Here is a 24,819-nt window from a genome sequence, read left to right as displayed (position 1 = left end):
TGGCATCTCTTATACGGGGTCATTGATAAGAGACGCAAGCCTCTCTTACGATGGCGGCATGAGCACACCGGCCGCCAAGCCCGCACAGCGCCGCCGAGGGGCCGACCTGGAGGCGGCCCTGCTGGACGCCGCGTGGCACGAGCTGACCGACACCGGCTTCGCGAAGCTGACCATGGAGTCCGTCGCCGCCCGCGCCAAGACGGGGGTCGCCGTGCTGTACCGCCGCTGGGCGAACAAGGACGAGCTGGTCCTCGCGGCGCTCCGGCACCACCGCGACAGCCACCCCGTCGAACTGCCCGACACCGGCAGCCTGCGCGGCGACCTGCTGGCGGCGCTCACCGGCATGGGGCAGGACCGCGCCGCGTTCTTCACCACCACCGTGAGCGCGGGCCTGTCGGGACTGCTGGCCGGCAGCGGACTCAGCCCCGCCCAGGTGCGCGAGCGGATTTTCGGCCAACAGGCGGCGGAACGCGTCAGGACGATCTACGAGCGCGCGGAGCACCGGGGGGAGATCGACCTGAAGCGCACCCCTCCCGCCGTGCTCGCCATGCCCTATGACCTGGTCAGACACGACCTGTTCATGCGGCTCGCACCTGTACCGAGCGAGCGCATCCGGGCGATCGTCGACGACCTCTTCCTGCCGCTCGTCGAGCGCTGACCGGCCGCCGCACGCACCCCACACCCACCCGCGAACACCCCAAAACCCGGGCAAACCCCGCCGGTTGAAAAATCCGCGCACCGCTCATTGACGCCTCCCCGCCTGACTGCAATCGTTCTCTGACAACGGTTTCAGCGACGAAACGGGAGATCCTCTGTGAGCACCATCCATGATGTGGCTGCCCGCGCCGGGGTCTCCGCCGCCACGGTCTCCCGGCATCTGCGCGGGCAGCGCGTGCGCAGCGCCGAGGTGATCCAGGAGGCCATCGACGCGCTGGGGTACCGGCCCAGTGCCGTCGCCCAGTCGCTGAAGTCCGGGCGGACACGGACGATCGGTGTCGTCGTCCCCGACATCAACAACCCGTACTTCGCGGCCGTCGTGAAGGGCATGGAGTCGGCCTCGCGCGACCGCGGCTACCGCATCCTCCTCGCCAACAGCGACGAGAGCGGCGAGCGCGAGGACGACGTGCTCTCCGACATGGTCCATCAGGTCGACGGGGTGATCCTGGCCCCCGCGACCGAGCAGGACGAGACACCGCTGCATGTCCGGGACGCGGGCGTGCCGCTGGTGTTCGTGGACCGTGATCTGGCGGGCGGCGAGCACTTCGACGCCGTGCTGGTGAACAACCACGAGGGCGGCCGGCAGGCGGCCTCCCATCTGCTCTCGCTCGGCCACACCCGGATCGCCGCCATCAGCGGCCAGCAGGAGACGACGCCCGGACGGCACCGCCGCGAGGGGTTCGTGGCGGCGCTGACCGAGGCCGGCGTGGAACTCCTGCCGGAGTTCGACCTGATCGGTGACTTCCGGGAGGAGAGCGGCTACCAGCTCACGCTGCGCCTGCTGTCCGCGGCCGAGCCGCCCACGGCCCTGTTCACGGCCAACAACCTCATGACCCTGGGGGCGCTGAAGGCGCTGCACGACATGCGCGTCGGCATCCCCGACCAGGTCAGCGTGATCGGTTTCGACGACCTCGACACCGGCCCGCTGCTCAACCCGCCGCTCACCGTCGTCGATCGCCCCATGGTCGAGCAGGGCGTCCTCGCGATGCGTCTGCTGCTCCAGCGGCTGGGCCAGGACGAGGGCCAGGGCGGCGCCTCCCGCCGGATCACGCTCGACACCAAGCTCGTCCAGCGCGGCTCCACGGCACCGCCGCCCCGGCGTTAGCCGCCACCGGCGCCGGGCCGTACCGCCGCCGTAGACACAGACAGCAACAACACCCCTGAGGGCAAGGGCACTTCCGCCATGCCCCTCCCCCGGCCATGCCAAAAACACCCATGCCCCAAACAGGAGGAAGACCGCGATGACCCGGACCGGTGTTCTCGTCGTCGGCAGCATCACCGCGGACGTCACCGCGTTCACGCAGCGGCTGCCGCGCCCCGGCGAAACCGTGCTGGGGGACGACTTCACCCTCGTCCTCGGCGGCAAGGGCGCCAACCAGGCCGTCGCCGCCGCCCGTTCGGGCGCGCCGACCTGGATGGCCGGCTGCGTCGGCGAGGACCTCTTCCGGGACCTCGCGCTGGACGGCCTGCGCGCCCACGGCGTCGAGACCTCGGAGGTGCGTACGGTTCCCGGGCGCACCGGGGTCGCCCACATCCGCGTCGACGCCTCCGGCGAGAACGACATCGTCATCACCCCGCTGGCCAACGCCTCGCTCACGCCCGAGATGGTGGACGAGAGCATCGCCGCGACCCGGGACCGCACTCGCGTCCTGCTGCTGCAGCTGGAGGTACGGGCCGAGGTCACCCGCCATGCCGCGCGGGCCGGTGCCGAGGCCGGGTTCACCGTGGTGCTCGATCCGGCGCCCGCGCAGCAACTGCCCGACGACATCTGGCAGTACGTGGACGTCGTCACCCCGAACGAGAGCGAGGCAGCCGCGCTGACCGGCGTCGACGTGGACGGCCCCGAGTCCGCCGAGCGGGCGGCCCGCTGGTTCCTCGACCGGGGCGTACGGCACGCGCTGATCACGCTCGGCGGGGCCGGCGCGGTCTCGGTCACCGCAGACGCGGTCCGGCACTTCCCGGCCTTCCCGGTCACCCCCGTCGACACCACGGCGGCCGGGGACGCCTTCACCGGCGCGTTCGGCGCGGCCCTCGCGGCGGGGCTGGACACCGACACCGCCGTACGACGCGGCATGGCGGCCGGTGCCCTGGCCACCACCCGTCCCGGAGCGAGCCCCTCGCTGCCCGGCCTGGCCGCGGTCGACGCCCTGCTCGCCACCGCCGACACCGACCACGGCCCGGCCACCGCCGACGCCGACCCCACCACCGGCCCGGCCTCCGCCGGCGCCGCGACCGACCTGGAAGGAGCCGCCTCGTGAGGCGCAACAACGGAACGCTCAACGGGCAGCTGGCCCGGGTCATCTCCGAGCTGGGCCACACCGATCAGCTCGTCGTCACCGACGCGGGCCTGCCGATCCCACCCGGCGTGGAGCGGGTGGACCTGGCCATAGCCGAGAACCTGCCGCGCTTCCTGGAGCTGCTGGACGTGGTCCTGGCCGAGGTCGCGGTGGAGGACGTGCTGCTGTCGGAGGAGATCAAGGAGGCGAGCCCCGGGATGCTCGCCGAGATAGAGAAGCGGCTGGCCGCACAGGGCGTGGCCCTGCGCTTCGTCCCCCACACCACCTTCAAGCAGGCGACCGCCTCCGCACGGGCCGCCGTTCGCTCCGGGGAGTTCACCCCGTACGCGAACGTGCTGCTCACGGCGGGCGTCGTGTACTGAGGAGCCAGGCATGAGGCTACGACTTGAGGACGTCACCAAGTCCTTCGGCGAGAACAGTGTGCTGCGCGGTGTCACCTTCGAGGTCGGTCCGGGCGAGGTCGTCGCCCTGGCCGGGGAGAACGGGGCCGGGAAGTCCACGCTCACCCGGGTCATCTCGGGCGCGCACCAGCCGGACTCGGGGCAGGTCGTCATCGACGGCGAGCCGGTGACGTTCAAGAACCCGCAAGGGGCGATGGCCCGGGGCATCGAGGTCATCTACCAGGAGTTCCGGCAGAACCTCTTCCCGCATCTGAGCGTCGCCGAGAACATCCATGTCCTCGACCGCGACCGGCGGTTCGGGCGGCTGCTGGTCTCCCGGAAGCGGATGGCCGAGGAGGCACGGTCGGCCCTCGCCGCGCTCGGCATGGACGGCATCGACGTGCTCGCCCCCGTGGGCACGCTCGGTGTCGCCGAGCAGCAGATGGTCGAGATCGCCAAGGCCACCTCGCACGAGCTGCGGCTGCTCATCCTGGACGAGCCGACGGCGGCGCTCGACGAGCGCGAGTCCGAGCAACTCTTCGAGCAGGTGAAGCGGTTGAGGGACGAGGGCGTGTCCATCGTCTACATCAGCCACCGCCTGGACGAGATCTTCGAGCTGGCCGACCGGATCGTGGTCCTGCGGGACGGTCTGGTCGCGCTGGACTCGCCGATCGCCGAGACCGGCCCGGCGCAGGTCGTCGCGGCGATGGTCGGCAACGCGGTGGACGACTTCTACCCCAAGGAGCGCAACTCCGGGGAGGAGACCGTCCTGCGGGTCCGGGGCGGCTCCGGGAGCGTCTTCCACGGGGTCGATCTGGAGGTCCGTGCCGGGGAGGTGCTGGGCATCGGCGGTGTGGTCGGCTGCGGCCGGAGCAGTCTGCTGCGCGCGCTGTTCGGCCTGGAGCCGCTCACCTCCGGCACGGTCGAGGTCGACGGCCGGCCGGTGCGGCTGCGCCATGTCCGGGACGCCATCGCCGCCCGCATCGCCTACGTCACCCCCGACCGGCAGGCGGAGGGTCTGTGCCCTGACCTGTCCGTGGAGGCCAATGTCTCGCTGGCCACGCTGCGCAGGCACACCGGGCCGGGCGATCTCGTACGCCGGGCCCGGGAGCGGGAGGCCACCGGCGAGGTCATGTCCCGGCTGCGCGTGCGGACCGCCTCCCCGGAGGCCGCGGTCACCTCGCTGTCCGGCGGCAACCAGCAGAAGGCGCTGTTCGCCAAGTGGGTCCTGACCGGTCCCCGGGTGCTGCTCATGGACGAGCCGACCCGAGGGGTGGACGTCGGGGCCAAGACCGAGATCTACCGCATCATCAACCAGCTCACGGCGGACGGCGTGGCCGTCGTCCTGGTGAGTTCCGACCTCCCCGAGCTCGTCGCCATGTCGGACCGCGCGGTCGTCATGCGCCAGGGGCGGGTGGTGGCCGAGATGTCCGGCGACCGCCTGAGCGAGCAGTCCGTCCTGGAACACGCATTGGTGGGTGCCGCATGACCTCCGTACTGAAATCCGTGGGCCGCCAACTGCGGGCGGTATGGATGCTGTTGCTGGTGGGCGTGGTCCTGAGCATCGCCTCGCCGGTCTTCCTGACCAGCACCAATCTGCTGAACGTCGGCCTCGCCACCTCGGTGGTCGCGCTGCTGGCGATCGGGCAGACGTACGTCATCGTCCTGGCGGAGATCGACCTCTCGGTCGGCGCCGTCCTCGGCTTCTCCTCCGTGGTGACCGCCCTCGTCCTGCGCGACCACGGGCTGCTGCCCGCGCTGGCGGCCGGCCTCGGGGTCGGCGCGGCCGCGGGTCTGGTCAACGGGCTGCTGGTCACCCGGACCCGGATGCCGTCCTTCATCGCCACGCTGGCGATGATGTCCATCCTGTCCGGGCTGACGCTCCAGCTGAGCGACGGCAACCCGGTCGGTGTCGACGACTACGCCTTCCAGGGCATCGGGCAGGACTACGTCGCCGGCATCCCGCTCCCCGTGTGGCTGATGGTGGCCGGGTACGCGGTCTTCGGCGTGCTGCTCGCCCGCACCGGCTTCGGCCGCTTCGTCTACGCGACCGGTGACAACCTGGAGGCCGCCCGGCTCTCGGGCATCCGTACCCAGCGGGTCAAGGTGCTCGCCTTCGTGATCAGCGGACTGCTGGCGGCGCTCGGCGGCTTCATCCTCACGGCCCGGCTCTCCACCGCCGAGCCGACCGCCGGTACGGGTCTGGAGCTGGAGTCGATCGCCGCCGTCATCATCGGCGGCACCAGCCTCGCCGGCGGCCGGGGCAAGCTGCTCGGCACCCTGATCGGCGCGCTGGTCCTCGGTGTCATCGACAACGGGATGAACCTGCTGGACGTGTCGCCGTTCCTGCAGAGCGTGGTCAAGGGCGTGGTCATCCTGCTGGCCGTCTTCCTGGACCGCAACGTGGACGGCCTGCGGGCGATGGTCGCCTGGCGCAAGCCGCCCGTGCCCTCCGAACCCGCGGCACCGGACACCGCGCTCCCCGCGGCCCCCGTCCCCACCGCGCACCACACCCCCTGAACACCCCCCGCGACACCCGCTGAGCATTCCCCCGTACGTCCTCTCGCACGTCCCCTGAAGGAGCCGCACCATGTCCGTCACCCGCACCGTAAGGGCGGCCGCCGCGCTCGCCGCCGTCACCGCGCTCGCCCTGACCGGCTGCAGCCGGGGCTCGGCCTCCGACACCGCCTCCGCCAAGGGGTCGGGGAAGAAGACCGCCACCCTGATCATGAGCACCCTGAACAACCCGTTCTTCGTGAGCGTGGGCAACGGCGCCAAGTCCCAGGCGGCCAAGTCCGGGGTGAAGCTCAGCGTGCAGAACGCCAACAACTCCGACTCCACCGCGCTCAACCTGGCCACCACCGCCGTCTCCAAGCAGGTCGGCGCGCTGATCATCGACCCGGTGAGCAGCACCTCCGCGACGGCGTCGGTCAAGCAGGCCAACGGCGCGGGCATCCCGGTCATGGCGTTCGACCGCAAGCCCGAGGGCGGCAAGCTGTCGTCCTTCATCGGCTACGACGCGATCCAGGCGGGCCGCAACGCCGCCGACGCGCTCGCCAAGTCCCTCGGCGAGAAGGGCACGATCGTCGAGATTCAGGGCCTTCTCGGCACCAACGTCGCCCAGGACCGCAGCAAGGGCTTCGAGGAGGAGATCGCCAAGTACCCGAAGATCAAGACCGTCGCCAAGCAGGCGGCCGACTTCGACCGGGCCAAGGCGCTGGACGTGATGACCAACATCCTCCAGGCGCACCCCGACATCGACGGTGTCTACGCCGCCAACGACGAGATGGCGATGGGCGCCCTGGCCGCCCTCAAGTCCCGCCACCTCGCCGGGAAGGTCAAGCTCGTCGGCAACGACGGCATCGCCGACGCCCTCGCCGCGATCCAGGCCGGCACGATGTACGCCACCAACGCCGAGTCGCCGTACGCCCTCGGCCAGAAGGTCATCAGCCTCACCGGCCAGGTCCTCGACGGCAAGAAGGTCAGCGCCTCGGAGACCCTCCAGGGCAAGCTGGTCACCAAGGCCACGGTGAAGGAGTACGCCCAGTACCTGGTCGGCATCGGCGACTCGGCGGACGTGCCGGCGGCGCTGCGGTAAGCGGGTCCCGGTCGTCTCACGGTGGAGGTCCGGAGCCCGGGCCTCCACCGCCGCGTTTCACGAGCTCCCCGGCCGCACGGCCGCTCCCCGGGAGCCGACCTGCTCGGCGAGGCGCCGCCGGTAGTTCGGGCACTCGGTGATGTCCTCGTACGCGCAGTTCAGGCCGCCCTCGACGAGCTCCAGCGAGGCCCGGGCCGCGGCGATTCTCGATCGGAGTTCTTCGGCCTCGGCACGCAGGATCCCCTGCCGTGCGGCCCGCCCGGCGGTGGCGGACAGGTTCCTGATGGTGTCCAGGCTCAGGCCGGCCTCCTTGAAGACGAGGATCGTCGCCACGCGGGTGAGGTCGCCCGCGCCGTAGCGGCGGCGGCCGCCCGCGTCCCGTACGGGGTGCAGCAGGCCCCGCGACTCCCAGTGCCGCAGGACGTGCGTGGCGAGACCGAACCGTGCCGCGAGGGCGCCGATGCTCATGAGACTCGCGCCATTGTCTCCGCTTGACTTCATGCCGACATTAAGTTGCAGCCTGGCGTCCATGTTCAAGGACCAGGAAACACCGGAAGAGCACCACGACACCCAGGCCCTGCTGGCCGTCCTCGACGCCGCGGACCGGCTGCCGGGCGCCGGCCTGCTGCGGGCCCGCTCCTACGAACTGCTGTCCCTCGCCCCTGCCTCGACCGTCGTGGAGGTCGGCTGCGGTGCCGGGCGCGCCGTCGCCGAGCTGGCCGGGCGCGGCGTCCACGCGGTGGGCGTGGACCCCGATCCGCGGATGCTGGCCACGGCCCGGGAACGGTGGCCGGCGGGCGAGTTCCTGGAGGCGGGGGCGGAGGAGCTGCCGTTCGCCGACGGGAGCGTGCGCGGCTACCGTGCGGAAAGGGTCTTCCACGTTCTTCGGGAGCCGGGGCGGGCGGTGGCGGAGGCGCGGCGCGTCCTGTGCCCGGGCGGCAGGATCGTCCTGGTGGGACAGGACTGGGACGCCATCATGATCGACTCCGACGACGCGGCGCTCACCCGCACGATCGTGCACGCCCGCGCCGACCTCCTCGGCACGCCACGCGCCGGCCGCCAGTACCGCGCCCTGCTCCTGGACGGCGGCTTCGGCGATGTCACCGTGGAGGCGCACACCAGCGTGTTCACCGATCCCTCGATGCTGTCGCTGCTCACCAGGCTCGCCGAGGCGGCCTGTGCGAAGGGCGCCGTCGACCGTGACCGGGCCGACGAGTGGCTCGCCGAACAGCGCCGGCGCGCCGAGGCCGGCCGCTTCCTGACCGCCGTTCCGTTCTTCGTGGCCGCCGGTTCCGCCTAAGGAGCAGCCGGAGGCACGCGGCGGGCGGGCAGGTCGGTGTGGGCGACCACGGCCCGCTCTCCCGCTCTACTCGTTCACCAGCAGGATCTTGCCGACGTGCCCGCCGGCCTCCATGAGCCGGTGTGCCTCGGCGGCCTGGGACATGGGGAGGCGCTGGTCGATGACGAGTTGTACGGTCCCGTTCTCGATCATCGGCCAGACCTGGTCGCGTACCTGGGCGACGATCGCGGCCTTCTGCTGCCTGGACCGGGTCCGCAGAGTCGTGCCGTGCACGGAGGCGCGCTTGAAGACCAGTTCCGCAAGGTTGAGGTTGGCCTCCAGACCGTCCTGGAGGCCGATGACGACCAGGCGTCCGTCGGGGGCGAGGGAGCGCACGTTGCGTTCGAGGTAGCTGCCGCCGACGACGTCGAGGATGACGTCGTAGGGGCCGTGCTCGGTGAAGTCCTCGGTGCGGTGGTCGATCGTGACGTCGGCGCCCAACTCCCGGGCGCGGGCGGCCTTTTCGGGGCCGCCGACCGTGGTGACGACCCGGGCGCCGAGCGCCTTGGCGATCTGGATCGCCATGGTGCCGACGCCGCCGGCTCCGCCGTGGACGAGGAGGGTCTCGCCCTTCTTGAGTCCGGCGGTCATGACGATGTTGGACCACACCGTCGCCACCGCCTCGGGCAGCCCCGCCGCGTCGGCCAGCCCAACTCCCTTGGGAATGGGCAGCAGTTGGCCTTCCGGCACGGCGACCTTCTGCGCGTAGCCGCCTCCGGTGAGCAGCGCGCAGACCTCGTCGCCCACCTGCCAGCCGGTCACGCCCTCGCCGAGGGCGCTGATACGGCCCGAGACCTCAAGTCCCGGGTAGGGCGAGGTGCCCGGCGGGACGGGGTAGAGACCCCAGCGCTGCATGACGTCCGCCCGGTTGAGGGCGCTGGCGACGACGTCGACGACGACCTCGCCGGCGGCGGGCGCCGGGTCCTCGACGTCGGTCCACTCCAGGACCTCGGGGCCGCCGGGCTCCTTGATCGACACTGCCTTCATGACGCTCCGTCCATAGAACCGCGGACTCCCGCGCACGCATCGGCGCACATCCGGGAGCTCGATGTTTACAGCACACACATTAGGCCGCGAGTGTGTGCACTGTCAACATGAGGCGAGTCCTAGACGCGCGCCTCCCCCTGCGGAGCCATCGCCGCCGACGCCGCGAACAGCGCCCGCACGGCCGCGCAAACCTGGGCGTCCACCACCTCGGGGGTCGAGGAGTCGAGCTTGCCGTCCAGGCACAGGAAGGCCAGACCGTGGACGAGCGCCCACACCGTGGTCGCGAGGGCCTCCGGATCGGCGGCGCCGGGGAAGGCGCCGCGCACGACGGCGTGGACGTACCCGGAGACGGCGGCGGTCGCCGCGACCCGCTCCTCGCTGTTCGGGTCGCACGGCTCCGCGAACATCACCCGGAACATCGCGGGCCGGTCGAGCGCGAACCGGACGTACGCGACGGCGACCGAGGCCAGTTCGTCGGCGGTCGCGGGCGCGGGGTGCGCGGCGGCCAGTTTTCCGGCGAGTTCGCGGTATCCCTCGGCGGCGACGGCGGAGACCAGCGCGTCGCGGTCCGCGTAGTGACGGTAGGGGGCCGTCGCGGACACCCCCGCCCGCCGCGCCACCGCCCGCAGCGAAAGTCCGGCGCTGCCGTCCTCCTCCAGCAGCCCCAGCGCGGCACGCAGGCAGGCCGCGCGCAGATCGCCGTGGTGGTACGAGCTGCTCGCTTGCGGCATAGGTCACACTCCTTGAAGTTTACGGCGCTTACATTCCTGGCTTAATGTGAACGCTGCACACATTGTAAGCGATCGAGATCGAGAGGGGAATGCAGGATGATCAGCGAGCTTTTCTCGCCGCTGTCCCTGAACTCCGGGCAGGTACTGGGCAACCGGATCGCCAAGGCGGCCATGGAGGAGAACATGGCGGCCGACGGCCAGTTGCCCGGCCACGAACTGTTGGGGCTGTACCGGCGCTGGGCCGGGGGCGGTGCCGGGCTGCTCATCACCGGCAACGTCATGGTCCACGCCGAGGCGCTGACCGGTCCGGCCGGGGTGGTCCTCGACGAGGCCGCGCCGCTGGAGCCGTTCACCGAGTGGGCGAAGGCCGGCAAGTCGGGGGGCGGGAAGATCTGGATGCAGATCAACCACCCCGGGCGGCAGATCGGCTCCGACATGCCCGGCGTCGTCTGGGGTCCGTCCGCCGTCGGTGTCGACCTCGGCAAGCACAGCAGCCGTTTCGGCCGCCCGGTCGCCATGACCGCCGAGCAGATCGGCGAGACCGTCACCCGGTACGCGGTGACCGCCCAGCGCGCCGAGCGGGCCGGCTTCGACGGGGTCGAGATCCACGCCGCGCACGGCTATCTGCTCTCGCAGTTCCTGTCGCCCCTGGTCAACAAGCGCACCGACCAGTGGGGCGGCTCGCTGGAGAACCGGGCCCGGATGCTGCTGGACATCGTCCGCGCCGTACGGGCCGCCGTCTCGCCCTCCTTCGCGGTCGCGGTCAAGCTCAACTCCGCCGACTTCCAGCGCGGGGGCTTCGACGCCGACGACGCGCGCCAGGTGATCGGGATGCTCGCCCCGCTCGGTGTCGACCTGGTCGAACTGTCCGGCGGCAGCTACGAGTCCCCGGCGATGTCCGGCCGTCCGGCCGACGCGCGCACCCAGGCCCGCGAGGCGTACTTCCTCGACCTGGCGAAGGACCTGGTCAGAAGCAGCCCGCTGCCGCTGATGCTCACCGGTGGCATCACCCGGCGCGAGACCGCCGAGCGGGTCCTCGCCGGCGGCGTGGCCGTCGTCGGCATGGGCACCGCCCTCGCCGTCACGCCCGACCTGCCCAGGCGCTGGCGGACGGGGCGCGAGGCGGAGCGGCAGCTGCGGCCGGTGACCTGGTCGGACAAGGCGCTCGCCTCGGCGGCGGGCATGGCCCAGGTACGGCACCAGATGCGCCGCATCGCCCGGGGCAGCCGCCCGACGCCCGGCACCCATCCGGCGGTGGCCCTCCTCGCGGAGCGGCGCAAGCAGCGGCGGGCACTGCGCCGTTACCGCACCTGGCTGGAGACGGTGCGGCGCGCGGCGTAGCGCGAACCCCGGCGCACGACAGAGGCGGCGCGGCTCCAACAGAGCCGCGCCGCCTCGTCGTCGGTTCAACGGGAGCCGATCGCCTTCAGCACCTTCAGCGCCCCGGTCAGCAGCGCGGCCCATGTCTCGGGCGCGATGCCGGACGGCGGGGTGAACCCCTGGACGCGCTGGTGTGCCACGGTCTGGGCCTCCGTGTACTTGAGGATGCCCTCGGCACCGTGGCGCCGGCCGAGCCCGGAGTCGCCCATGCCGCCCATCGGCGCGTCGACGCTGCCCCACGCGGCGGCGAACGCCTCGTTGACGTTGACGGTGCCCGCGTGCAGCCGGGCGGCGACGGCCCGGCCCCGCGAGGCACTGCGGGACCAGACGCTGGCGTTGAGGCCGTACGGCGTGGCGTTGGCCCGCGCGATCGCCTCGCTGTCGTCGCGGACGGGGTAGACCGACACGACGGGTCCGAAGGTCTCGTGGTCGTACAGCGTCATGTCGGGGGTGACGCCGGCGAGGATGGTGGGCTCGTAGAACAGCGGCCCCAGGTCCGGGCGCGCCCTGCCGCCCGCGAGGACCGTCGCCCCCTTGGCCACGGCGTCGTCGACGTGCTCGGTGACGGTCTTCAGCTGGGCGGGCGTGGTGAGGCTGCCGACGTCGCAGCCGAAGTCGTACGCGCCGCCGACCTTGAGCCGTTCGGCGCGGGCGACGAACGCGGCCACGAACGCGTCGTGGACGGACTCGGCCACGTACAAGCGCTCGATGGAGACGCAGAGTTGGCCGGCCGAGGGGAAGCAGGCGGCGATCGCGCCGTCGGCGGCCTTCTCGATGTCGGCGTCGTCGAGGACCAGCATGGCGTTCTTGCCGCCGAGTTCGAGGGAGGCGCCGATGAGCCGCTCCCCCGCGTCCCGCGCGATCTTGCGGCCGCTGGCGGTGGAGCCGGTGAACATCATGTAGTCGGCGTTGCTCATCAGCGCGCCGCCGATGGAACTGCCCCGTCCGATCACCATCTGCCAGACGCCGGAGGGCAGTCCGGCCTCCCGCATCAGCTCCAGCGACCACAGCGCGGTGAGCGCGGTCTGGGTGTCCGGCTTCTGGACGACGGCGTTGCCGGCCATGAGCGCGGCGATCGCGTCGCTGGCGGCCATGCTGAGCGGGTAGTTCCAGGGCGAGATGACCGCCACGACGCCCTTGGGGTGGCGCAGTTCGGTGGTGTGGGTGAGCAGCGGGATCGCGCCGCGGCGGCGCTTGGGCGCCAGGTACCGGGCGCCGTTGCGGGCGTAATAGCGGGACACGATGGCGATGTCCACGACTTCGAGGAACGCGTCCCGGCGGGTCTTGCCGTTCTCGGCCTGCATCAGGTCGAGCGCCTCTTCCTGGCGGGCGAGGACGAGGTCGTGGAAGCGCAGCAGGATCTGCTTGCGGCGGCTCAACGGCGTTGCGGCCCAGGCGCGTTGGGCGATCCTGGCGCGCGCGAAGGCGTCCTCGACGTCGGCGGGCGTGGAGACCGGGAGGTCGGCCAGGGGCAGGCCGGTGTAGGGGGCGGTGGTGGTCACGCGTACGGCGTCGGGGGCGGCGGTGACGCGTGCCGCCAGGCGCTCGATCCGGTCCGGGGTCAGGGACGCGGGCAACTGGGCGAAGGTGGCCGGGGTGTTGGCGCGGGTGGTGATCATGTCGGGCTCCTCGCTCACCGGCTGCGGACCGAGGTCGGGACCGGCATGTGCAGCGCGAGCTGCCCCTCGGTCACGACGTCGAACTGGACGGTCCGGATCGGCTTCAGCGAACGCAGATCGTCGGCCATCCGCCCTTCCCCCACGGTGAGTTGGAGGTCACGCGGGACGAGCGCGGTGCCCGCCGAGAGCACGTTGGTCTGGCTGAGGGTCGAGTGCCACGCCCCGCCGATCGAGGTGTACGAGGTCAGGGAGGTGACCCGCTTGCCGCTCGGGTGGCTGTTCTGGGCCGGGGTGGGCGCCGAGAGCGCGAGGTCGACGCCGCCCGCGTCGTTGGCCACGCGCGCGGTCGTGCGGTGGGCGTCGATGTCGACGTCCAGGCCGGTGACCCACTTGGGGAAGCCGTAGCCGTCGTGGCCGCGCACCTGGGCGATCTCCGTGCTCACCGGCAGGGAGAGCACGTACGAATCGAGGTGCTCGTTCTTGAGGGCGGCGACGAGGTCGAAGAAGCCGAGCTTTCCGTGCCGGGCGGGCTTCACGGCGATGCCGACGGCGGCCTCGGTGTAGAAGTCGATGTCGCAGACGTCGTACCGGAAGAACATCGCGGAGACGAGGCCGAGCCCGGGCGCGACCTCCAGCGGGGCCAGCTCGCGGGGCAGCCGGGAGCGGATGGCGCGGGTGGGCGCGAGCATCGTGAGCCGGGCGGTGGAGATCCGGTAGTAGAAGTTCGGGGTGAGGGTCTCGCCGATGGGCGAGTCGACCTTGGTCTTCGGCAGCTTCCGGAAGAAGTCCACGCCGCTGACGCGGGGGTCGCGGGCGACCTCGTCGAGGTCGGTGTCCATCCGGTAGCGGTCGTAGAGGCCGCCCTTGGGGACGGTGACCGTGCGGCCGCCGAGGTCCACCTCGACGGTGTCGTGCTGGGGCTGGGACGAGGGCATGGAGGGGCTCCCGAATCGCATGTTGACGGTGATTACATCAGCGTAGCCACCAATGTAAGCACCGTCAACACATGCGGGCGCGCCGCCGCCTCAGTCGTCGTGCAGCGCCGAACCCAGGAAGTCGATGGCGATCTTGCGGGCGATGTCGGCCGCCTTCGTGTCGCGCAGGCTGTCCAGGAGCAGGAAGTCGTGGACCATGCCCGCGACCCGCACGGAGGTGACGTCGTTGCCCGCCTCGCGGAGCTTGTTGGCGTACTTCTCACCCTCGTCACGCAGCACGTCCGCCTCGTCGGTGATGACCAGGGTCGGCGGCAGCCCCTGGAGCTCCTCCAGGGTCGCCTGGAGCGGGGAGGCGTAGATCTCGGCGCGCTGGGCGGGGTCGGTGGTGTAGGCGTCCCAGAACCACTTCATGGCGTCGCGGGTGAGGTAGTAGCCCTCGGCGAACTGGTGGTAGGACGGCGTGTCGAAGTTGGCGTCGGTCACCGGGTACAGCAGGCACTGGGCCTTGAGGTCGATGCCGCCGCGGTCCTTGTTCATCAGCGCGAACACCGCCGACATGTCACCGCCGACCGACTCGCCGGTGACGGCGATGCGCGAGGTGTCGAGGCCGTGCTCGGCGCCATGCTTGAGGACCCACTGGCCCACGGCGTAGTTCTGCTCCACCTGGGTGGGGTACTTCGCCTCGGGCGCGCGGTCGTACACCGGGAAGACACCCGAGGCGCCCGCGCCGACGGTGAGTTCACGGAAGAGCCGGTCGTGGGTCTTGTCGTCGCCGAAGACCCAGCCGGCGCCGTGGATGTAGAACAGCACGGGCAGCGGGCCGGTGACGCCCTTGGGCCGGATGATGCGGGTCCGCACCGTCCCCCACTCGCCGGCGTCCACGTCCACCCATTCCTCGTCGACCTCCGGGCGGGGCACGCTCGTGTCGCTCTGCAGGTCGGCGAGGATGGCCCGGCCCTGCTCCGGCGGCACCTCGTAGATCCGGGGGTGCGGATCGGTCGCCTCGGCCAGTTCCTTCGCGGCGGGTTCGAGGTAGGGGGTGACGGGCGGCGGGATGTCGGTCATGGCCACTCCTTGGGATGGGCGCACGAGTCTGTTCTCGTCTGTTCTCGCGCGGCCGGTCCGGCCGCTGCGGGTGACGGCTACCCCGAGGCGGAGATCACCCACACGTGCGACCGCGCCGGAGATCCCCGTGTCCATGTTTGGCGCCCCCGCCGTGGACCGCAACCGGCCGCCGAGGGCCCCTCCCGGTTCAGGTGCCGGACGGCGCCCGCGGGATGCGCACGAACCCGAACACCTCACCGACGAGCGCGGCCAGGGTCCGGTCCTCGCCGTCGTCGCTCCAGCGCTCCAGGGCGACGTCGAAGCAGGCCAGGGCGGCGCCGACCATCGTCCGCGCCTTCAGCCGGGCGTCCGGACCGCCGGGCTCCAGCCGTTCGGCGATCTCCGGCACGAGGAGCCCGGTCCAGGCGAGGTGCTTCTCCAGGTAGCGGGCGCGCAGGGCGGGGGTGTGGCAGATGACGCGGGTCGCCCGCTTCCAGCGTCCCGCCTCGGCGTCCATCTGACCGGCCGCCGTGACGAAGGTGGCCCGCAGGGCGTCCCAGGCCGGCTGCCCGTCGAGGTGCCGGCACAGCTCGTCGCGGACCTCCTCGGCACTGGGGACGCGGTCGCCGAAGACGACGTCCTCCTTGTTGCCGAAGTAGCGGAAGAAGCTGCGCTGGGAGATCCCGGCCGCGCGGGCGATGTCGGCGACGGTCACCTGGTCGAAGCCGGAGGCGTCGAACAGCTCCAGCGCCGTGTCGGCCAGGGCCTCCGTGACGAGCCGGCGGGTTCGCAGACGCAGGCCGGGCGTGGTGGTCTCCCTCATACCGAGAGGCTATCAGTGTCAGACTTGGCAGTCTGTGCCAGAAGTGGCGTACGGTGTTATGCGTGGGGCGGCCGGGGTACCAGCGCGTGGGGTACCCGTCGCTCCGGGCGCGCCCGCCGCAGCTCGTCACCGCACGTCGTCACCACGCGTCGTCATCGCACGGCGTCACCGCACGTCGTCATCACGCAGGGAGAAACAGCCATGACCAAGGTCCTCTTCGTCGTGTCCGCGGCCGACCGCTGGACACTGAACGACGGCACCGAGCACCCCTCGGGCTACTGGGGCGAGGAACTGGCCATGCCCCACAAGATCTTCAGCGAGGCCGGCTGGGAGATCACGATCGCCACTCCGGGCGGCAAGCCCCCGACGCTGGACCGGCTGAGCATGTCCCGCACCGCGGGCCTGCCCGGCAAGCTGCGCGAGGTCGGCCGGTACCTGGACTCGATCCGGGCCGAGCTGGACACCCCGCGCCCGCTGGACGAGATCGACCCCGCCGACTACGACCTGGTCTTCTACCCCGGCGGGCACGGCCCGATGGAGGACCTGGCGCACGACGAGGTCTCGGGCGCCCTGCTCACCCGCGTCCTGCGCTCCGGCAGGCCGCTGGCCCTGCTGTGCCACGCCCCGGCGGCCACGCTGGCGGCGCGGAACGCGGACGGCTCGTGGCCGTTCGCCGGCTACCGGATGACGGGTCTGTCCAACACCGAGGAGAAGCTCAACAGCTTCGGCCGCAAGGCCCCTTGGCTGCTGGAGGACCGGCTGCGCGAGGAGGGCGCGGACTATGTCAAGGCCCGGCTGCCGCTGCTGCCGTTCGTGGTGGTGGACCGCAACCTCTACACGGGCCAGAACCCGATGTCCTCCGAGCGGCTGGCCAAGCGGCTGGTGTCGGACCTGAACGACCGCTGAGCCGGCCCGTCGTACGAACCGAGGAGCACACCCCGATGAGCAGCCGCATCCTCCTTCTGGGCGCCACCGGTTACACCGGCGGCCTGGTCCTGGACGCCCTTCTGCGCCGCGGTGTCCGGCCGACTCCGGCCGGCCGCAACGCCGCCGCGCTGACGGCTCTCGCCTCGCGGAACGGCGGTCTCGACCACGTGGTGGTGGACGCCACGGATTCCGGGGCCCTGCGACGACAGCTGAGCCGAGGGGACGTACTCGTCACGACCGTCGGCCCCTTCGAACGCCTCGGCCTCCCCGTCGCCGAGGCCGCCGCGGAGGCCGGCGCCCACTACGTCGACTCCACCGGGGAGGTCGGCTTCGTCCGCGCCGTACGCGACAGGTTCGGCCCGCGAGCCCGCGAGACCGGCGCGGTGATGGTCCCGGCGTTCGGCTACGACTACGTCCCGGGCATCCTCGCCGGAACGCTGGCCGCTCGTCAGGCCGGTGACGCCGTACGCGCCCTGGACATCGGCTACTTCGCGACCGGCCCGCTCCGGCGGGGGATCAGCCAGGGCACCCGTACGACCATGCGCGACGGGCTGACCCTGCCGTCGGCGACCTGGCGCGGGCACCGGCTGACGGAGGAGCGCACCGCTTCCCGGGTCCGCGCGTTCACGGTGCGGGGCCACCACAAGTCCGCCTTCCTCGTCTCCGGCACGGAAGTCCTGTTCCTGCCGGGCGACTTCCCCGCGCTGTCCGACGTGACGGTGTTCAACGGCTGGTTCCCCGCCCTCAGCCGCCCGCTCTCCCTGTTCTCGGCCGCCGCCGACACCCTCGTCCGCCTCCCCGGCGGCCGCCCCCTGACCGACCTCCTCACCCTCCCCCTCACCTTCGGACCCCCCGGCGGCCCGGACGCCACGGAACGCGCCCGCACCCGCTCCTACGTCGTCGCCGTCGCGTCGACCGGCGCCACTCCGCTCGCGGAGATCCACCTCGAAGGCCCGAGCGCGTACAGCCTCACGGGGGAACTGATGGCCTGGGCGGCGAAGCGGCTCGCCTCTGGCGCCGGTGCGGTGGCGGGGGTGGTGGGACCGGTGGAGGCGTTCGGGCTGGAGGTGCTGCGGGATGCTTGTGCGGAGTTGGGGCTGGTCCCGGTCTGATCCGGTGTCGTGGCTGGTGGCTGGTGGCTGGTCAGAAGTCGGTCGTAGATTGACGTCGGGTGTCCGCAACACCGCTGCGTCTCGTTCGTGACTTCAGAGGAGTGACATGCGCTACGGCTACATCGGTTCGATGAAGGTGAAACCCGGTCACCGCGCGGAAGTGGTCGCCGTACTGGTCGCCGGCACTGATGGTCTGTGCGAAGCGGGATGCCATCTCTACGTCGTGACCGAATCGGCCACCGACGAAGACACCGTGTGGGTGAGCGAGGTGTGGGAGAGCAAAGAGCATCACGACGCGTCGTTGCAACTGCCCGAGGCGAAGGCTGCCATCAGCAAGGTCTTGCCGCTGCTGACAGGTGAGTTCACCCGTCAGGAGACGCACGTCACGGGCGGTCTCGGTGTCTGACCGCGACTGCGGGCAGGCTGGGGGTCCTCCCGGACCGTCCTGCGGACACGGCGGCCCATGAAGCCGACAGCGGACACGCTCACGGTGAACGTCTCTGCCCGGCGCGGTCGCCGGGTACCACCGTGAGCGGATGATCGAAGAGACGATTGGCGAGGTGTTCACGGCCGGCGGCTGCCGGGGAAGCCTGAGCGCGCTGGAGATCGACGGGCCGGGACGCCTGTCGGTGGCGGGCGGAGAGCTCGCGGTGGCGGCCTCCACGTTCAAAATCACCATCGGCCTGGAGTTCTTCTGCCAGGCGGCGGAGGGGAAGCCGGACCCCACCGGCCGAAGCGTCGCCGGGCGGCCAGGGGCTCTGCATCACCGAGGACCCGGTGGAGATCTCGCTGCGGGATCTCGCCCGGCTGATGCCGACCATCAGCGGCAACACCGCGACCGACGTGCTGATACGCCGGATCGGCATCGAACGGGTCAGAGCGCGCCTCACCGGGCTGGGCTTCACCGGCTTTCACCTGCCGGGCACGATCCGGCACGAGCTCGGCACCGCGGCCCGCGACGCCGGATTCACCGGTTGGGACGCGATGGCCGACGCGATCCGGGACGCCACGTCGCCGGAGGAGGGCGAGGCGATGTGGCAGCGGATGCTGGTGTCGCCGGGGATGCGGCCGGGGCGGATCAGCAGTGCGACCGCCGACGCCCTGGCCTCCCTGGTCCGCGCGGTCTGGCGGGACGAGGCCGGTCCTGCCGCAGCGTGCTCAGACCTGCGCCGGGTGATGGGGCGGCAGCGGCTCACCCGGAAGATCGCCACCGGCTTCGGACCGGAGGTGCTGGTCGCGTCCAAGTCGGGCACGGTGCCGGGTGGCGTCGGCAACGACGTCGGCGTGGTCACCTGTCCCGACGGGCGGCGGTACGCGATCGCCGTCCTCACCAGGCCGCTGACGCTCGGGGCACCCACCCGCGAGGACGTCCTCGGCACTGCGGCCCGGCTGGCCCTGGACCACCTGCGCACGAAGGGCGCACCCCCCTCCGAGTGAGGATCGCGGGGCCGCGCCGGGGACTGGACCCCTCCGGCACGCCTCGGACCGCGCGCCGGACCGCGCGTCGGATTCAGCCGGCCGCGTCGGGCTCGGCAGGCGCGCCACCGGCCGCGTCCTCGGCCGCCGCGGCCGTCTCCGCGGCCGCGATGTCGATGAAGCGACGTATCGCCTCGGCGGGCATGTCGAGCCCCTGGGAGGCGGCGTGTTCGTCGCCGAAGACCTGGACGGCCTCGGCGACGGCCAGGGCGAGTTCGGCTTCCGCCTTGCGCAGCTTGACCTCGGCCTTGTCGACGGTGTCGACCACGGCGAGCTGGCGGCGCTGCTTCTCCTGGAGTCGCTGTTTGCGGGACGGCGTCTTGCCGGCGTTCTGCACAGTCACAGCAAGATCATAAACAGTGACGTCGCCAGAGATGTAATCGACAACTTCGCTGCGCCGCAGGGCCGTTCACGGCCCCGCACCCACAAGGCGCCTCAGGCCGACAGCTCCCACGCGTACGGCGGTTCCGCCCCCGACCGGGAACAGGTCAGCGCGGCGGCGCGGGCCGCGAAGCCGAGGACGTCGCGCCAGACCTCGGCACCGAGGCCCGCGACGGCCGCGTGGCTCAGCGCGCCGATCTCCCGCAGCCGGTGGAGCAGCGCCGCGTTGACCGTGTCGCCCGCTCCGATCGTGTCGACCACCGTGACCTTCGTCCCCGGCACGCTCACCCGACCCGCGCCCCGGCTCCACACGCTCAGTCCGTCGCCGCCCCGGGTCAGGACGATCGCCGCCGGACCGTACTCCAGCCACTCGGCCAGCCGCGCGTCCAGGTCGCCGTCGGGGCCGAGGTCCGCGAGCCAGAGCGCGTCCTCGATGGAGAGCTTGAGCAGCGCGACGTGGGGCAGCCAGGAGAGGAACCGCTCGCGGTACGCGTCGGCGTCCGCGATCAGGCCGGGCCGGATGTTGGGGTCGAGCGCGGTGAAGACACCGTTCTCGAACTCCCGGCGCAGCAGCGCCTCGTACGCGCTCGCACCCGGCTCCAGTACGAGCGAGCAGGTGCCTACGGACAGGGCGGTGGCGCCCTCGGGCAGCGCGGCCGGGAGGGTGAAGAGGCGGTCGGCGGTGCCCTCGGTGTAGAAGCCGTAGCCCGCCGACCCGTCACTGCCCACGTCGGCCACCGCCAGCGTCGTCGGCTCGGGGCCCCGCTGGACCAGTTCCGTGCCGACACCCGCGTCCCGCAGCCCCGACAGCAGGGCGGCGCCGAAGGCGTCCGTGGACACGCGCGAGCAGAAGGACGTCGGGGAGCCGAGGCGGCCGAGCGCGACGGCGACGTTGTACGGGCCGCCGCCCCGCTGCGGGAGGAGCTGCGGCAGGGGGCCGGAGAGAGCGGCGGGGGCGGGCACGAGGTCGATGAGGGCCTCGCCGGCGACGACGATCACTGTGCTGGTTCCTTTCGGTGCGCCGTCGAGCGGCGGGGCGAGGAGTGCTTCAACTGGATTACGGGAAAAGGGACTACGACGACGCGGCAGGGGTGTCGGACCCCCCGAAGGCGCCGGCCCCCGGCGGGCAGCCGCAGGACGTCCGGTGGACCACCGCGCACGGCAGCCGGACCGTCCTCGCCGCGCGCTCCGGTGCGTCCAGCCGCTCCAGGAGCAACCGCAGTGCCAGCGCGCCGAGTTCACGGCTCGGCTGCCGGACGGCCGTGAGGCTGGGCGAGAACAGGTCCGCCCACTCGAAGTCGTCGAAGCTGACGAGCGCGACGTCCTCGGGGATACGCAGCCGCGCTTCACGGAGTGCCTGGAGCGCGCCGATGGTCATCGCGTTGTTCGCCGCGATGAGAGCGGTGGGACGGGCGGGGCCGGACAGCAGGCGTCCGGCCGCGAGACGGGCGCCCTCGGAGGCGGAGTTGCCGTGCGCGAGCAGACCGGGGTCGTAGGGGAGCCCGGCCGCGCGCAGCCCGTCCCGGTATCCCTCGACCCGCTCCGTCGTCGTACTCAGCCCGGCGAGGCCCGCCACCAGCGCGATCCGCCGGTGGCCGAGCGCGGCGAGGTGTTCCACCAGCGCGCGCACGGGCGCGGCGCCCTCGGCGCAGACCTGGTCGTACGCCGGCTGGTCGGACTCGTCGACGAGGCGGTCCAGGAAGACGGCGGGGACGGCGGCGCGGCCGAGGTAGTCGAGCAGGGCCGAGGGTTCGGCGGAGGGGGCGATGATCACGCCGTCGACGCGGCGTTCGTGGAGCATGCGGACGACGCTCAGCTCGTGCGCGGGGTCGTCGTGCGGGTCGGCGATGAGCAGTCCGTAGCCGGTGGCGAGCGCCTCGGCCTCGACGCCCTGGAGGATCTCGGTGAAGTACGGGTTGCTGATCGCGGAGACGGCCAGGCCCACGGAGTGGGTGCGCGAGGTGACGAGGGAGCGCGCGAGGGAGTTGTGGATGTAGCCCAGCTCCTCGATGGCGCGGAGCACCGCGTCACGGGTCGCGGGCCGTACCGGACGTGTGGCGTTCAGCACGTGGGAGACCGTGGCCACCGAGACACCCGCGTGCCTCGCCACGTCCGCCATCGTCCGCATCCCGTACTCCTTCGTGTGCCCCGTACCGCCCCGTGCCGTGTGTTCGCCCGCCCACGGTGGGGCCGGACGGCGGCGGGCGCACCGGGGCCGATGCGGGCCGTCCGTCCATGAGACCTCGTCCGTCGAGAAGACAGACGTCGAAGACCTATGAAAAGTCACACGTAAGCGTTTGCGCAAGCGCTTACGTGGCGATTATGTTTCCCCGCGTCTTCGGACATCCGTCCGCACACCGCTGTGAGGAGGCGCCATGCGCGCTGTCGTGGTCACCCAGCCGGGAAGCGCCGAGCTGACCGCCATACCCGATCCGAGTCCCGGTCCCTCGGAGGTGGTCGTCCGCGTCAGCTCCTGCGGCCTCTGCGGCACGGACATGCACATCCTGGGCGGCGAGCTGCCGTCCGTGAGCTACCCGCTCGTGCCCGGCCACGAGCTGACCGGCGTCGTCGTGGAGACCGGCCGGGACGTGCGCCTCCCGCTCGTCGGCCGGCGGGTCGCCGTGGATCCCAACACCCCGTGCGGCGCCTGCCATTACTGCCGGATCGGCCGCGGCAACCTCTGCGAGCACTACACCGCGGTCGGCGTGACCCGTAACGGCGGTTTCGCCGAGTACGTCGCGGTCCCCGCGGGCCGCTGCCACGTCCTGCCCGAGGGCCTGTCCGAGGCCGCCGCCGGTCTGGTCGAGCCGCTGTCCTGCGCCGTACACGGCCTCAGCCGGCTCCCCCGGCGCCCCGGTGAGCACTACCTCGTCTACGGCGCCGGGACCATGGGCCTGATGATGGCGGCCCTGGTCGCCGACGCGGGCGCGGCCTCCGTGTCCCTCGTCGACCCGAACACCCGCCGGCTGGAGCTCGCCCAGCGCATGGGCGCCGACGCCACCGCCGCGAACGCCGACGAGCTCGGCCGGGAGCAGGGCTTCGAGGTCGTGATCGACGCGACCGGTGTCATCGCCGCCATCGAGGACGGCCTGGGCCGCGTCCGCAAGGGCGGCACGTTCCTGCAGTTCGGCGTCGCGGACCCCGCCAAGAAGGCCTCGTTCTCGCCGTTCATGGTCTACAACCGCGAGATCGACATCATCGGCTCCATGGCGGTGCACAACGGCTTCCAGCCGGCCGTGGAGATCCTCGCCGGCGGACTGGACCTCGAACCGCTGGTCAGCGACGTGCTGCCGCTGGAGAACTTCGACGAGGCGGTACGGCTCTTCCGGGCCGGCGCGGGGCAGAAGATCCACCTCGCGCCCCAGCTGGACGACCCGCGTGTCTCGGGGGCCGTCGGCGCCGCGGAGGTCGCGGCGGCCACGGAGTCGGCGACGGCCACGGCGGTCGAGGCGGCCGGACGGCTCGCCTCGGCCGAGGCGGCCACCGCGGGCGCGTCCGCCACGGCCACCGGCGCGGCCTCGTGAACGGCGTGACGGAGCCCGAGGCGGCGCCCGCGACCGCCCCGCAGCGCCGCCCACGGCTGCGCAACGCCCTGATCTGGGTGTTCGGCGCCCTCGGCGGCATCCTGTGGGGCTACGACACGGGCGTGATCTCCGGTGCGATGCTCTTCATCCGCCAGGACATCAAGCTGACGCCTCTACTGGAGGGCCTGATCGTCTCCGGGCTCCTGGTGGGCGCGATGGCGGGCGCCGGTCTTGCCGGAAAGCTCTCCGACGCGTGGGGCAGGCGCCGGCTGATCCTGGGCGCGGCGCTCGTCTTCATCGCGGGCACGGTCGGTGCCGCGCTCTCCTCCGACGCGTCGCTCCTGATCGGCGCGCGGGTGCTCATCGGTGTCGGCGTGGGTATCGCCTCGGTCGTGGTCCCGCTCTACCTGACGGAGCTGGCGCCGATGGAGGTGCGCGGTGGCCTCGCCTCGCTGATGCAGCTCCTGGTGACCGTGGGCATCTTCCTGGCCTATCTCACCGACTACGCGCTGGCCCCGGCCCACGCGTGGCGCTGGATGATCGGGCTCGGCGTCCTGCCCGCGGCCGTCCTCGCCCTCGGCATCCTCACCCAGCCGGAGAGTCCCCGCTGGCTGGTGGGGCGCGGCCGCCGGGACGACGCCCGTGCCGCCCTGACCCTCCTGCGCGGCGACGACGAGACGGCCCGTACCGAGCTGCTCGACATCGAGAAGACGCTGGCGGAGGAGCGGGCGGCGACGCAGCGGCTGTCGCTGCGGGACCTGCTGTCCCCGCGCCTGCGGCCCATGCTGGTCGTCGGTCTGCTGCTGGTGTTCTTCCAGAACTTCGGCGGCATCAACACGATCATCTACTACGCCCCGACGCTCCTCACGAGCATCGGCTTCGGCGACAAGGGCGCGATCCTCGCGAACGTCGGCATCGGCCTGGTCAACATGCTGATGACGCTCCCCGCGATGCGCCTCATCGACCGGCGCGGCCGCCGTCCCCTCCTGCTGTGGGGCTCGGTCGGCATGTGCGCGGGCATGGCCGTCCTGGCCGCGGTGAACCTCACCCCGCTGGGCCACGGTTCGCTCCTCGCGCCGCTCACCCTCTTCGGCGTCGCCCTCTACGTGGCCGCCTTCGCCGCCTCCTGGGGTCCGGTGCAGTGGGTGATGCTGCCCGAGCTGTTCCCCACCCGCATCCGCGCGGGCGCGGTCGGCGTGTGCGTCGTCTTCAACTGGCTCTTCAACATGGCCGTGGCACTGGTCTTCCCCTCCCTCCTGCACGCCTGGGGAGCGGGCGCCAACTTCGTCATCTTCGCCGTCACGACGTTCCTGTCCGGCGTCTTCGTCAAGCGACTGCTGCCGGAGACGAAGGGACGGTCGCTGGAGGAGATCGAGCGGGAGGTGCTGCGGCGGGGGGACACGGGGGTTTCGGTGCACGAGGTGTCCGCTCCGACCGCGTCGGTGTCCTGATCGGGCGCGGTCGCATCGCGTGACACGAGAGTCGCGCCGGGGACTGGCGGGCAGGTGGACGTCGGCGACGCAGATGTCGCGGGGGTTGCCGATGCGGG

Annotated in this window: 23 protein-coding genes and 2 pseudogenes; 15 read left to right on the top strand and 10 right to left on the bottom strand. The window is 71.9% G+C overall.

The features are described from left to right. Nucleotides 1-58: 58 nt before the first annotated feature. The 7 genes from AB0898_RS28135 to AB0898_RS28105 all read left to right on the top strand — a co-directional run bounded on the left by AB0898_RS28135 (nt 59) and on the right by AB0898_RS28105 (nt 6,992). Nucleotides 59-658, top strand: a complete 600-nt coding sequence (locus AB0898_RS28135) for a TetR/AcrR family transcriptional regulator (protein WP_366805815.1) — start codon at nt 59-61, stop codon at nt 656-658. A gap of 156 nt (nt 659-814) precedes the next feature. Then, nucleotides 815-1,822, top strand: a complete 1,008-nt coding sequence (locus tag AB0898_RS28130) for a LacI family DNA-binding transcriptional regulator (RefSeq protein WP_366805814.1) — start codon at nt 815-817, stop codon at nt 1,820-1,822. 136 nt (nt 1,823-1,958) lie between these two features. Further along, entirely contained in the window at nt 1,959-2,975 is a 1,017-nt protein-coding gene (gene rbsK / locus AB0898_RS28125) for a ribokinase (RefSeq protein ID WP_366805813.1), read from the top strand. Continuing rightward, nucleotides 2,972-3,376 carry a D-ribose pyranase gene (gene rbsD / locus AB0898_RS28120; protein WP_366805812.1) on the top strand — a complete coding sequence of 135 codons (405 nt, stop codon included), beginning with the start codon at nt 2,972-2,974 and terminating at the stop codon, nt 3,374-3,376. The genes rbsK and rbsD overlap by 4 nt, the downstream gene beginning before the upstream one ends. A 10-nt stretch (nt 3,377-3,386) precedes the next feature. Continuing rightward, nucleotides 3,387-4,883 carry a sugar ABC transporter ATP-binding protein gene (locus tag AB0898_RS28115; protein ID WP_366805811.1) on the top strand — a complete coding sequence of 499 codons (1,497 nt, stop codon included), beginning with the start codon at nt 3,387-3,389 and terminating at the stop codon, nt 4,881-4,883. Beyond that, nucleotides 4,880-5,914 (top strand): ABC transporter permease, encoded by a 1,035-nt coding sequence (locus AB0898_RS28110; protein ID WP_366805810.1) that lies wholly within the window; start codon nt 4,880-4,882, stop codon nt 5,912-5,914. The genes AB0898_RS28115 and AB0898_RS28110 overlap by 4 nt, the downstream gene beginning before the upstream one ends. A gap of 70 nt (nt 5,915-5,984) precedes the next feature. Further along, nucleotides 5,985-6,992 (top strand): substrate-binding domain-containing protein, encoded by a 1,008-nt coding sequence (locus AB0898_RS28105; RefSeq protein ID WP_366805809.1) that lies wholly within the window; start codon nt 5,985-5,987, stop codon nt 6,990-6,992. 57 nt (nt 6,993-7,049) lie between these two features. On the opposite strand, the gene AB0898_RS28100 is transcribed toward AB0898_RS28105, so the two are convergent. Beyond that, nucleotides 7,050-7,460 carry a MerR family transcriptional regulator gene (locus tag AB0898_RS28100; protein ID WP_366805808.1) on the bottom strand — a complete coding sequence of 137 codons (411 nt, stop codon included), beginning with the start codon at nt 7,458-7,460 and terminating at the stop codon, nt 7,050-7,052. 61 nt (nt 7,461-7,521) lie between these two features. On the opposite strand from AB0898_RS28100, the gene AB0898_RS28095 reads away from it, so the two are divergent. Continuing rightward, nucleotides 7,522-8,292, top strand: a complete 771-nt coding sequence (locus AB0898_RS28095) for a methyltransferase domain-containing protein (RefSeq protein WP_366805807.1) — start codon at nt 7,522-7,524, stop codon at nt 8,290-8,292. A 66-nt stretch (nt 8,293-8,358) separates the two neighbouring features. Here the strand turns inward: AB0898_RS28095 and AB0898_RS28090 are convergent, their stop codons facing one another. Next, nucleotides 8,359-9,318, bottom strand: a complete 960-nt coding sequence (locus AB0898_RS28090) for an NAD(P)H-quinone oxidoreductase (protein WP_366805806.1) — start codon at nt 9,316-9,318, stop codon at nt 8,359-8,361. A 119-nt stretch (nt 9,319-9,437) separates the two neighbouring features. After that, nucleotides 9,438-10,049 (bottom strand): TetR/AcrR family transcriptional regulator, encoded by a 612-nt coding sequence (locus tag AB0898_RS28085; protein WP_366805805.1) that lies wholly within the window; start codon nt 10,047-10,049, stop codon nt 9,438-9,440. Nucleotides 10,050-10,145: 96 nt separating this feature from the next. Here AB0898_RS28085 and AB0898_RS28080 point away from each other — a divergent pair, with 96 nt between their 5' ends. Continuing rightward, the gene (locus AB0898_RS28080) at nt 10,146-11,390 is read left to right on the top strand and encodes an NADH:flavin oxidoreductase/NADH oxidase family protein (protein ID WP_366805804.1); all 1,245 of its coding nucleotides are present in this window, start codon (nt 10,146-10,148) and stop codon (nt 11,388-11,390) included. 65 nt (nt 11,391-11,455) lie between these two features. Here AB0898_RS28080 and AB0898_RS28075 read toward each other — a convergent pair whose 3' ends face one another. The 4 genes from AB0898_RS28075 to AB0898_RS28060 form a co-directional block, all read right to left on the bottom strand. Continuing rightward, a complete protein-coding gene (locus AB0898_RS28075; RefSeq protein ID WP_366805803.1) occupies nt 11,456-13,048 on the bottom strand; it encodes a succinic semialdehyde dehydrogenase in 1,593 nt (530 codons plus the stop codon). A 14-nt stretch (nt 13,049-13,062) separates the two neighbouring features. Continuing rightward, entirely contained in the window at nt 13,063-13,983 is a 921-nt protein-coding gene (locus tag AB0898_RS28070; protein WP_366805802.1) for an acetoacetate decarboxylase family protein, read from the bottom strand. 90 nt (nt 13,984-14,073) lie between these two features. After that, nucleotides 14,074-15,048: an alpha/beta hydrolase gene (locus tag AB0898_RS28065; protein ID WP_366805801.1), complete on the bottom strand. Its 975-nt coding sequence runs from the start codon at nt 15,046-15,048 to the stop codon at nt 14,074-14,076. Nucleotides 15,049-15,235: 187 nt separating this feature from the next. After that, the gene (locus AB0898_RS28060) at nt 15,236-15,850 is read right to left on the bottom strand and encodes a TetR family transcriptional regulator (RefSeq protein ID WP_366805800.1); all 615 of its coding nucleotides are present in this window, start codon (nt 15,848-15,850) and stop codon (nt 15,236-15,238) included. A 201-nt stretch (nt 15,851-16,051) separates the two neighbouring features. Between AB0898_RS28060 and AB0898_RS28055 the strand changes: the two genes are divergently transcribed. From AB0898_RS28055 to AB0898_RS28040, 4 genes and pseudogenes are all read left to right on the top strand, one after another. Beyond that, nucleotides 16,052-16,756 (top strand): type 1 glutamine amidotransferase domain-containing protein, encoded by a 705-nt coding sequence (locus tag AB0898_RS28055; RefSeq protein ID WP_366805799.1) that lies wholly within the window; start codon nt 16,052-16,054, stop codon nt 16,754-16,756. Between the two features lie 35 nt (nt 16,757-16,791). Next, entirely contained in the window at nt 16,792-17,889 is a 1,098-nt protein-coding gene (locus tag AB0898_RS28050) for a saccharopine dehydrogenase NADP-binding domain-containing protein (RefSeq protein WP_366805798.1), read from the top strand. A gap of 106 nt (nt 17,890-17,995) precedes the next feature. Further along, a complete protein-coding gene (locus tag AB0898_RS28045; protein WP_366805797.1) occupies nt 17,996-18,295 on the top strand; it encodes a putative quinol monooxygenase in 300 nt (99 codons plus the stop codon). Nucleotides 18,296-18,633: 338 nt separating this feature from the next. After that, nucleotides 18,634-19,326: pseudogene (locus AB0898_RS28040) on the top strand (serine hydrolase); the annotation flags it as partial. Between the two features lie 73 nt (nt 19,327-19,399). On the opposite strand, the gene AB0898_RS28035 reads toward AB0898_RS28040, so the two are convergent. The 3 genes from AB0898_RS28035 to AB0898_RS28025 form a co-directional block, all read right to left on the bottom strand. Continuing rightward, entirely contained in the window at nt 19,400-19,708 is a 309-nt protein-coding gene (locus AB0898_RS28035) for a hypothetical protein (protein ID WP_366805796.1), read from the bottom strand. A 92-nt stretch (nt 19,709-19,800) separates the two neighbouring features. Continuing rightward, nucleotides 19,801-20,745, bottom strand: coding sequence for a carbohydrate kinase (locus AB0898_RS28030; RefSeq protein ID WP_366805795.1), 945 nt, complete (start codon nt 20,743-20,745; stop codon nt 19,801-19,803). Between the two features lie 73 nt (nt 20,746-20,818). After that, on the bottom strand, nt 20,819-21,874 hold the full coding sequence (locus AB0898_RS28025) for a LacI family DNA-binding transcriptional regulator (protein ID WP_366805794.1): 1,056 nt from the start codon (nt 21,872-21,874) through the stop codon (nt 20,819-20,821). A 247-nt stretch (nt 21,875-22,121) separates the two neighbouring features. Here AB0898_RS28025 and AB0898_RS28020 point away from each other — a divergent pair. Both AB0898_RS28020 and AB0898_RS28015 read left to right on the top strand, forming a co-directional pair. After that, nucleotides 22,122-23,111, top strand: a pseudogene (locus AB0898_RS28020) (zinc-dependent alcohol dehydrogenase family protein); the annotation flags it as partial. Nucleotides 23,112-23,275: 164 nt separating this feature from the next. Then, nucleotides 23,276-24,721 carry a sugar porter family MFS transporter gene (locus AB0898_RS28015; RefSeq protein ID WP_366805793.1) on the top strand — a complete coding sequence of 482 codons (1,446 nt, stop codon included), beginning with the start codon at nt 23,276-23,278 and terminating at the stop codon, nt 24,719-24,721. Nucleotides 24,722-24,819: the final 98 nt, after the last annotated feature.

This window comes from Streptomyces sp. NPDC005435 (assembly GCF_040703155.1).
Lineage (GTDB): Bacteria > Actinomycetota > Actinomycetes > Streptomycetales > Streptomycetaceae > Streptomyces.
This window is presented reverse-complemented; position numbering and strand designations above follow the sequence as displayed.